The following is a 745-nucleotide window of genomic DNA, read 5'->3' as shown; positions in this document are numbered from 1 at the left end:
CAACTAATACAGGTGTGTGAACAAGAAGATGAAAATAAAAACTTGCATCTGCGCTATGTCATATTTGGTGGGGAAGCACTCGATCCTGCCAGCTTACTACCGTGGTTTCAAAGGTATGGAGAGCAGAACCCGCAGTTAATCAATATGTATGGAATTACAGAAACTACCGTTCATGTTACGTATTATCCAATTACTCAAGATGATGTAAAGCATTCTTCAAGAAGTAATATCGGAAAGCGGATTCCAGATTTAGAAGTGTATGTGCTAGACGCTTGTCAACAGCCTGTGCCTATTGGCGTAGCTGGTGAACTATATATTGGTGGAGCGGGACTCGCACGTGGGTATTTAAACAGACCTGAATTGACTGCAGAACGTTTCATTCCTCATCCGTTTAGTAGTGATCCGGGAGCGCGATTATATCGGACAGGAGACTTAGCGAGATACTTGCCGGATGGAAATTTGGATTATCTTGGGCGGATTGATCACCAGGTGAAAATCCGTGGTTTCCGAATTGAGATCGGGGAAATTGAATCTGCTTTAAACGCACATGCATCCATAAAAGAGGCTGTTGTAATTGTTCGAGAGGATCAGCCGGGTGATAAACGATTGGTGGCATATGTCGTGGGTGATGGGAATGTAGGTGAGTGGAGAGATTATCTCAAGGCGGAACTACCAAGCCATATGGTTCCTTCAGGATTTGTGATGATGGAAGCTATTCCACTAACTGCTAACGGTAAAGTTGATC

Annotated in this window: 1 protein-coding gene; it reads left to right on the top strand. The window is 43.8% G+C overall.

The genetic code is table 11. From position 1 onward, the window contains the following. Positions 1-745 (top strand): AMP-binding protein (locus MR076_RS25940; RefSeq protein ID WP_242225428.1); only part of this gene is annotated, 745 nt, incomplete at both ends.

The organism is Bacillus cereus group sp. BfR-BA-01380 (assembly GCF_022663535.1).
Taxonomy (GTDB): domain Bacteria; phylum Bacillota; class Bacilli; order Bacillales; family Bacillaceae_G; genus Bacillus_A; species Bacillus_A cereus_BB.
Note: the sequence above shows the minus strand (reverse complement) of the source record. Positions and strands in the feature narration are given on the sequence as shown.